The sequence below is a fragment of the Quisquiliibacterium sp. genome (genome assembly GCF_982640115.1).
In genome coordinates, this window is sequence record NZ_CEXFHW010000186.1 from 1 (window position 1) to 7,464 (window position 7,464).

Annotated in this window: 6 protein-coding genes and 1 pseudogene; 4 read left to right on the forward strand and 3 right to left on the reverse strand. The window is 70.5% G+C overall.

All coding sequences use genetic code 11. From position 1 onward, the window contains the following. Positions 1–273 precede the first annotated feature (273 nt). Positions 274–1,242: an NAD(P)H-dependent flavin oxidoreductase gene (locus AC2H6A_RS16400; RefSeq protein ID WP_484274790.1), complete on the reverse strand. Its 969-nt coding sequence runs from the start codon at positions 1,240–1,242 to the stop codon at positions 274–276. A 61-nt stretch (positions 1,243–1,303) separates the two neighbouring features. Then, positions 1,304–1,636, reverse strand: coding sequence for a LysR family transcriptional regulator (locus tag AC2H6A_RS16405; protein WP_484274791.1), 333 nt, complete (start codon positions 1,634–1,636; stop codon positions 1,304–1,306). A gap of 447 nt (positions 1,637–2,083) precedes the next feature. Here AC2H6A_RS16405 and AC2H6A_RS16410 point away from each other — a divergent pair. Together AC2H6A_RS16410 and AC2H6A_RS16415 are read left to right on the forward strand one after the other, a co-directional pair. Further along, a pseudogene (locus AC2H6A_RS16410) lies at positions 2,084–2,740 on the forward strand (TerC family protein); the annotation flags it as partial. Between the two features lie 126 nt (positions 2,741–2,866). Further along, positions 2,867–3,367: a universal stress protein gene (locus AC2H6A_RS16415; protein WP_484274795.1), complete on the forward strand. Its 501-nt coding sequence runs from the start codon at positions 2,867–2,869 to the stop codon at positions 3,365–3,367. Between the two features lie 40 nt (positions 3,368–3,407). Here AC2H6A_RS16415 and AC2H6A_RS16420 read toward each other — a convergent pair whose 3' ends face one another. Continuing rightward, on the reverse strand, positions 3,408–4,394 hold the full coding sequence (locus AC2H6A_RS16420; RefSeq protein WP_484274792.1) for an NAD(P)H-dependent flavin oxidoreductase: 987 nt from the start codon (positions 4,392–4,394) through the stop codon (positions 3,408–3,410). A 227-nt stretch (positions 4,395–4,621) separates the two neighbouring features. Between AC2H6A_RS16420 and AC2H6A_RS16425 the strand changes: the two genes are divergently transcribed. Together AC2H6A_RS16425 and AC2H6A_RS16430 are read left to right on the forward strand one after the other, a co-directional pair. Further along, positions 4,622–5,827 carry a benzoate/H(+) symporter BenE family transporter gene (locus AC2H6A_RS16425; protein WP_484274793.1) on the forward strand — a complete coding sequence of 402 codons (1,206 nt, stop codon included), beginning with the start codon at positions 4,622–4,624 and terminating at the stop codon, positions 5,825–5,827. A gap of 296 nt (positions 5,828–6,123) precedes the next feature. Next, positions 6,124–7,464 (forward strand): DEAD/DEAH box helicase (locus AC2H6A_RS16430; RefSeq protein ID WP_484274794.1); only part of this gene is annotated, 1,341 nt, incomplete at its 3' end.

Below are 7,464 nucleotides of genomic sequence, written 5' to 3' on the forward strand. Positions count from 1 at the left end.
GAGCGCAGGCGACCGGGGTTGCCGCGCGTCAGCGCGGTCGGACCGCGTTTGTCCGAGGAGCGAAGCGACGAGTTCGCGGGCCGCCCCGGTCGACGAGCACCGAAGGGCACCCGGCGCAGCCGGGCGGGCCCGCCGACCCGGCCTCCGACAGGCGGCGCCGGCCGGCGCGCCACAAGGCGAGGCGAGGCGAGGCGAGGAGAGGCGAGGAGAGGCGAGGAGAGGCGAGGCGAGGAGAGCGCGGAAAGCGGGGCGCGTGAACCGCGCCCCCAGCCCTCAGATCGCCTTGGCCGCGAGTTCGGCCTTGGCCGCGTCGTACTCGCGCTTGAGCCGGGCCACCAGATCGCCGGCCGAGCCCACGGACTTGACCGCGCCGATGCCCTGCCCGCAACCCCAGATCTCCTTCCAGGCCTTGGGCTTCTCGCGGTCGGAGCCGAAGTTCATCTTGCTGGGGTCGCTCACCGGCAGGTTGTCGGGATCGAGGCCGGCCTTGATCACCGAGGGCTTGAGGTAGTTGCCGTGCACGCCGGTGAACAGGTTCGTGTAGAGGATGTCATCGGCCGCGCTCTCGACGATCATCTGCTTGTAGCCCTCGAGCGCATTGGCCTCGGTGGTGGCGATGAAGGCCGAGCCGATGTAGGCGAGGTCAGCGCCCATGGCCTGAGCGCCCAGGATGGCGTGACCGTTGGCAATCGAGCCCGACAGCAGCAGCGGGCCATCGAACCACTCGCGGATCTCCTGGATGAGCGCGAAGGGCGATTGCGTGCCGGCGTGACCGCCAGCGCCCGCGGCCACCGCGATCAGGCCGTCGGCGCCCTTCTCGATCGCCTTGTGCGCGAAGCGGTTGTTGATGATGTCGTGCAGCACGATGCCGCCCCAGGCATGCACGGCCTCGTTGAGCTCGGGCCGCGCGCCGAGCGAGGTGATGATGATCGGCACCTTGTACTTCGCGCACAGCTCGAGGTCATGGTCCAGACGGTCGTTGCTCTTGTGCACGATCTGGTTGACCGCGAACGGCGCCGAGGGCGCCTCGGGGTGCTGCCGGTCGTACTCGGCGAGCTCGGTGGTGATGCGGATCAGCCACTCTTCGAGCAGTTCCTTGGGCCGGGCATTGAGCGCCGGGAAGGACCCCACCACACCCGCCTTGCACTGGGCGATGACCAGATCCGGGTTGGAGATGATGAAGAGCGGCGAGGCCACCGCCGGCAGGCGGAGACGGTCTCGGAGGATCGGCGGCAGGCTCATGAAGGCACCCGGGTTGTGTTGGCTGGGAACCTTCGAAGGTACGGGCAGCCCGCTGCACGCGTCAAATCACCGCCTCCCGGTTTTCGGTGCGCGGCTCGGCGCCGCCCCGGGCCAGCCGTTCATCGAGCGCTTCCAGGGTGGAGAAGAGCTCGTGGCAGGTCTGATACACCTCCTCGCCCGCCGGGGTGAGACGCAGGCCCCGACCGGCCCGTTCGAACAGGGTCTGGCCCAGCGACTCGGACAGCTTGCGGATGTGGATGGACACCGTGGGCTGGGACTGGTGCAGCTGCTCGGCAGCGCGCGAGCAGCTGCCCAGACGGGCCGTGGCCTCGAAGGCGACGAGTTGCGGCAGCATGCCGTGGCGAACATAGCGACGAAGACGAGCGCGATCCATCAGTGCCCTCCGGGCGTGACGCATGACGAACCCGCGACGCACTGGGCGAAGCGGACCTTCCCCGCGAAGCACAACGCACCGGCACCGGAAGATGCCGGAGAAGGCTTCGTGGCAAAGGTCTCGCTCGCGTCAGGCTGGCGCCTGACACCACCCGGACCGGGGCGGCCCGCTTGCGCGGCCACCCGGACTGACGACCCGGATGAGAAAAGCTACTCCCCTTTGGGGGTGATCGCAGACGGGCACGCCATCTGTGATCTGCTGGCGACAATATCCAAACCTGTCCGGCCGTGCAACGCCGGGCGTCGCCGCCAGGCGGCAGCGATTGATGACACTTCGCAATACATTGCAAAGTTTCATCGATTGCCCTCTGGCGAGCGGCCAGAATCCATTCCATGCCGGCAGTCGCATCCAGCGCAATGCCGGGTCACCACCAGGGTCTTGCCGACGATGGACATCCTCTCCGCCGAATTCCTATCCGCCCTGCTCGCGATCGTGGTCATCGACCTCGTTCTCGCGGGCGACAACGCCATCGTGATCGCGCTGGCGGCCCGCAAGCTTCCACCGGCCCTGCAACGGCGTGCCGTGATCTGGGGCTCGGTTGGTGCCGTGGTGGTGCGCAGCATCATGACGCTGGCCGTGGTCTGGCTGCTCAAGGTCCCAGGCCTGCTGCTGGCCGGCGGCGCGCTGCTGCTGTGGATTGCCCACAAGCTGATGGCACCCGGCGGCGGCCACGAGGAAGACAGCGTCGATGCCTCGACCACCTTCTTCGGTGCCATGAAGACCATCGTGATCGCCGACGCGGTGATGGGCGTCGACAATGTGCTGGCGGTGGCCGGCGCCGCCCATGGCAGCTATCTGCTGGTGGTGCTCGGCCTGCTGATCAGCGTGCCGATCGTGGTCTGGGGCAGCACCCTGCTGCTCAAGCTCACCGAGCGATTCCCGATCATCGTGATGATCGGCGCCGGCGTGCTCGCCTTCACCGGCGTGAAGATGATGCTGTCCGAACCGCTGGTGAAACCCTGGCTCGCCGATGCCGACTGGATCGCGCCGGTGGCGTATCTGCTGGGCGTGGGTGGGCTGCTGCTCATCGGCTTCGCACGGCAGTCCAGCGCGAAGCTGCGCGCCGCCCAGGAAGCGCACGACCAGCGCGTCCCGGACGCCCCGCGCGACGCAACCGCAATCCTTCCCGCCGATACCGTCCGCCTTTCTTCCAACGCAGGAGCACCCGCCATGAAAAAGATCCTGGTACCGATCGACGGCTCGCCGAACTCTCTCGAGGCGCTGCGCCACCTGATGCGCCATTCGGCGGCCAACACCCTCGAGGTGCTGCTGCTGAATGTGCAGCCGGCACTCACCCGGCGAATCGGCCGCCATGTGAGCAGCGCCAAGCGCGATGCCTGGCGTCAGGAGCGGGCCGAAGCCGCGACGCGGGCAGCCCGCGAAGAGCTCACGCGCCATGGCGTGGCCCACAGCCTGAAGGTGGCCGTGGGCGACCGCGCCGAGGCGATCAGCGCGGCGGCGCTCGCCAACGGCTGCCAGCGCATCGTGGTGGGCACGGCTCGCAAGCACTCGATCACGCGCCTGATCGAGAACTCGGTCACCGCGCGCCTGCTCGACCAGGCGTCGGTGCCGGTGGAGGTCGTGGTCGGCAAGTCCAGCTCGCACTGGGAGCGCTGGGGTCTGCCCGCCACCCTGGGCGCAGCCCTGGCCGCCGCGATCGCGGCCGACTGAGCGACGGGCCGACCGGGCCCCTGCGCCGGCTGACCAGGCGTCAGCCGGCTGCCGCGTTCAGCACCGGCAGCGCCGCGCGCGCGGCCTGCCGATACTCCTCCCGGGTGCGATCCACCAGCGTGGCCACATCGCACACCGCGTGAACGCCCGATACCGAGTGGCCCGCGCTCCAGATGTCGGCCCAGCGCTTGACCCCGGTGCTGCCACCGCTGCCATAGAGCTCACGAGCCCGCTCGGGCGCCATGTCGGTGGGCAGCGCGGCCGGGTCCAGACCGGCGGCGATGATCGATGGCCGCAGGGTGTTGGTCTCCAGGCCAGTGAAGGCCTTCGACAGCAGGATGTCGTCGAGCCGGCTCTCCACCAGCATGCGCTTGTAGCCCGCCACCGCCATGCTCTCCTCGGTGGCGATGAACTTGGTGCCCATGTAGGCCGCGTCGCAGCCGAGCACCTGGGCCGCAAGCACCGCGGCCCCATCGGACACGCCACCGGCCAGCACCACCGGACCGTCGAAGAACTCGCGCACGGCGCGCACGAAGGCAAAGCCGTTGGCCCAGCCGGTCTGGCCGCCGGCGCCGGCGGTGAGCAGGATCAGGCCGTCCACGCCCGCGGCCACGGCCTTCTCGGCATGGCGCACCGAGGCCACATCGCAGAGCACCATCGTGCCGATGTCATGGAGCGGCGCCACCACCGGATCGGGCGGCCCGACGCTGGTGATCACCACCTCGGGCTTGTGCCGCAGCAGCACCGCCAGCTCGTCGCGCAGCGACTCGCGCCGCATGATCAGGTTGGGACACCAGGGCGCGTGCCCGGGCCCGAGGGCCGCGGCGATGCGGGTGAGCCAGGCATCGAACTCCTCGAGGCTGCGGCAGTTGGCGGTGGGGAAGGCGCCGATCACGCCCGCGCGACAGGCCGCGATCACCAGGTCGGGCCCCGACACGCGGAACATCGGCGCCGCGATCAGCGGCAGGCTCAGTCGCGCGCCAAAGCGCCGGGACAGGGCGGCGGGCATGCCGCGGGACTCGTTCATCGCAAAGGCTCCGGAACCGTAAAGCCCGATCTTGCCAGTCGCCACCCGCACCGGCGCTGCGCCGTGCCGGGCCTCGGAACCGCCACGGCCGATCCCGATGGACGCCGCCGGCGCGCGGCGGCGACAATCCCGGCGACCGGGCCGCTGCCGGCCCGCAGCCCCCTGCCCCGACCGGATCCGTCCATGACCGCCCGTCCGCCCCTGCGTCACAGCCCGCCATCCCGCGCATGATCGAAGCCTTCGCCAGGCCGATCACCACGCCGGCACGAGCCGCCCGCGACTTCAGCCCCACCTCCCTCGCCAACGGCCTGATCGGCTTCATCTTCGCCAGCACCGGGCCGGTGGCGGTGGTGCTCGCGGTGGGCAGCCGCGGCGGTCTTGGGCAGGCCGAACTGGCCTCGTGGGTGTTCGGCTCGTTCTTCGTCAACGGCCTGCTCACGCTGCTGGCCTGCTGGCTGTACCGCCAGCCACTGGCCTTCTTCTGGACCATCCCCGGCACCGTGCTGGTGGGCCCGGCCCTCACCCACCTGAGCTACGCCGAGGTGATCGGTGCCTTCATCGTCACCGGTGCGCTGATGGCGCTGCTCGGCGCCTCGGGCTGGGTGAGGCGCGCGATGGCGAGCGCACCGATGCCGATCGTGATGGCCATGGTGGCCGGCGTATTCCTGCGCTTCGGTACCGACCTCGTCCGGTCGGTCCATGAAGACGCGGCGATCGCGGTGCCGATGGTGGCAAGCTTCATCGTGCTGTCGGCCTGGCCCGCGGCGGGCCGTCGCCTGCCACCGCTGATCGGCGCCCTGCTGGTGGGCGTGTTCGCGGTAGCGCTGTCGGGTCGCTTCGATCCCGGCCCGGCCGGCAGCGCGGTGCTCGCACAGCCCCTGCTTCACACCCCGGTGTTCTCCTGGCAGGCCATGATCGAACTGGTGGTGCCGCTGCTGATCACGGTGCTGGTGGTGCAGAACGGTCAGGGCGTGGCCGTGCTCAAGGCCGCGGGTCATGACGCGCCGGTCAACGCGGTGGCCCTGGGCTGCGGGGTGTGGTCGATGTTCACCGCCTGCGTGGGCACGGTGTCCACCTGCCTCACCGGGCCTACCAACGCCATCCTGAGCAGCTCGGGCGAACGCGAGCGGCACTACACCGCCGGGCTGGTCGTGGCGATGCTCGCGCTGGTCTTCGGCCTGCTCTCGCCGCTGGCCACCCGGGCCATGCTCGCCGCGCCGCCGGCCTTCATCGCCACACTGGCCGGCCTGGCCATGCTGCGGGTGCTGCAGAATGCATTCACCACCGCCTTCGGCGGCCGCTTCCCGCTCGGCGCGCTGGTCACCTTCCTCGTGACCGTGGCCGACATCGCGGTGCTCAACATCGGCGCGGCCTTCTGGGGACTGGTCGCCGGCTGCGCGATCGCCTGGCTGCTGGAGCGGCCCGCGCCCTGATCGTCTCGGGCTGCGGCACCCGACCGCTGGTCCGGGCAGCGGCCTGCGCTGCGCCGCCGATGTGCTATGGTGCGGCTCGCGGCGTCCAATACCAGTCTTTCTCGCCGCAGTCTTCGGCCCCCGCGTTCTGCGTCTGCCCCTCGGGCACTCTCTCCGCAGCCCTCGACCCTACCCACCCCCGTCGTCTTCCTGACTGGTGCCGCCGGACCCCTGAGGTCCGGGTGCCGTCGATTCCGCCCGTCCAGGCCCGACTCGCACTGCGGCCGGTCGACGCGAATCACCTCCATCGAGGCGACATGTCCTTTGCAAGTCTCGGGCTCAGCGAGCCCCTGGTGCGCGCCGTCAACGAGTGCGGCTACACCGAACCCACCCCCATCCAGCTGCAGGCCATCCCGCAGGTCCTCAAGGGCGGCGATCTGCTGGCCGCAGCCCAGACCGGCACCGGCAAGACGGCCGGCTTCACCCTGCCCATCCTGCAGCGACTGCAGGACAAGCCCGCCGGCAAGCTGGCCAACGGCCGCCACCCTGTGCGGGTGCTGGTGCTCACCCCCACCCGGGAACTGGCGGCCCAGGTACACGACAGCGTGCGCGACTATGGTCGCCACCTGCCGCACACCTCGGCGTGCGTGTTCGGCGGCGTGAACATCAACCCGCAGATCGCGCAGCTGCGCGGTCGGGTCGACATCCTGGTGGCCACGCCCGGCCGGCTGCTCGACCATGTCGGTCAACGCACCGTCGACCTGTCCCATGTGGAGATCCTGGTGCTCGACGAGGCCGACCGGATGCTCGACATGGGCTTCATCCATGACATCCGCAAGGTGCTGCGGCTGCTGCCGGCACAGCGCCAGAACCTGCTCTTCTCGGCCACCTTCTCCGACGAGATCCGCAGCCTGGCCCACGGGCTGCTCGACAACCCGGCCACGGTCGAGGTCGCGCGTCGCAATGCCCCGGCAGAGGCGGTCGAGCAGACCGTGATCGAGGTCGACAAGGGCGCCAAGCGCGCGGTGCTCTCGCACCTCATCCGCACGCGGCAGTGGTTCCAGGTGCTGGTGTTCACCCGCACCAAGCACGGCGCCAATCGGCTGGCCGAGCAGCTCACCAAGGACGGCATCGAGTCGCTGGCCATCCACGGCAACAAGAGCCAGAACGCGCGCACCCGCGCGCTGGCCCAGTTCAAGGACGGTTCGCTGCAGGTGCTGGTGGCCACCGACATCGCGGCTCGCGGCCTCGACATCGAGGAGCTGCCGCAGGTGGTGAACTACGAGCTGCCCAATGTCCCGGAAGACTATGTCCACCGGATCGGCCGCACCGGCCGCGCCGGCGCGAGCGGCCGCGCGCTGTCCCTGGTGGGCAGCGACGAGCGGGCCTTCCTGCAGGACATCGAGCGGCTGCTCAAGCGGCGCCTGCCGCGCGAGACCCTGGCCGACTTCGATGTCGCCGCGGCCAGCGCCGCGGCTCGCGCTGCCGGTGCCGACCGCGACGATCGCGATGACGATCGTCCGCCGCGCGGCGGACCCCGCGGCGGTGGCCGGGGGGATCGCGGTGGCCGCGGTGCGCGCAGCGCCCCCGCCGCGCCGGTGGCGGCTCGCGCCCCGCAGGGCAGCGGCCGGCCAGCGCAAGGCGCCGGCCGCGGCATG

Excerpts from the sequence above, each read along its gene's own strand:
- AC2H6A_RS16400 (WP_484274790.1), bottom strand. The coding sequence starts at position 1,242 with ATGAGCCTGCCGCCGATCCTCCGAGACCGTCTCCGCCTGCCGGCGGTG.
- AC2H6A_RS16405 (WP_484274791.1), bottom strand. The coding sequence starts at position 1,636 with ATGGATCGCGCTCGTCTTCGTCGCTATGTTCGCCACGGCATGCTGCCG.
- AC2H6A_RS16415 (WP_484274795.1), top strand. The coding sequence starts at position 2,867 with ATGAAAAAGATCCTGGTACCGATCGACGGCTCGCCGAACTCTCTCGAG.
- AC2H6A_RS16425 (WP_484274793.1), top strand. The coding sequence starts at position 4,622 with ATGATCGAAGCCTTCGCCAGGCCGATCACCACGCCGGCACGAGCCGCC.
- AC2H6A_RS16420 (WP_484274792.1), bottom strand. The coding sequence starts at position 4,394 with ATGAACGAGTCCCGCGGCATGCCCGCCGCCCTGTCCCGGCGCTTTGGC.